The 264-nt window shown below is 56.1% G+C and carries 1 tRNA gene; it reads left to right on the top strand.

The features are described from left to right. Positions 1-93 precede the first annotated feature (93 nt). Positions 94-170: transfer RNA gene (locus A9180_RS22185), tRNA-Met, on the top strand. Positions 171-264 lie beyond the last annotated feature (94 nt).

Raw genomic sequence — 264 nt, 5'->3', positions numbered from 1 at the left:
TGGTAGCTCGTCGGGCTCATAACCCGAAGGTCGTCGGTTCAAATCCGGCCCCCGCAACCAATTAAAATTTGATGAAGTAAAGCAGTACGGTGACGCGGGGTGGAGCAGCCTGGTAGCTCGTCGGGCTCATAACCCGAAGGTCGTCGGTTCAAATCCGGCCCCCGCAACCAATCAAAATTTGACGAAGTAAAGCAGTACGGTGACGCGGGGTGGAGCAGCCTGGTAGCTCGTCGGGCTCATAACCCGAAGGTCGTCGGTTCAAAT

The organism is Escherichia sp. B1147 (assembly GCF_001660175.1).
In the GTDB taxonomy this organism is placed as follows: Bacteria; Pseudomonadota; Gammaproteobacteria; order Enterobacterales; family Enterobacteriaceae; genus Escherichia; species Escherichia whittamii.
Note: the sequence above shows the minus strand (reverse complement) of the source record. Positions and strands in the feature narration are given on the sequence as shown.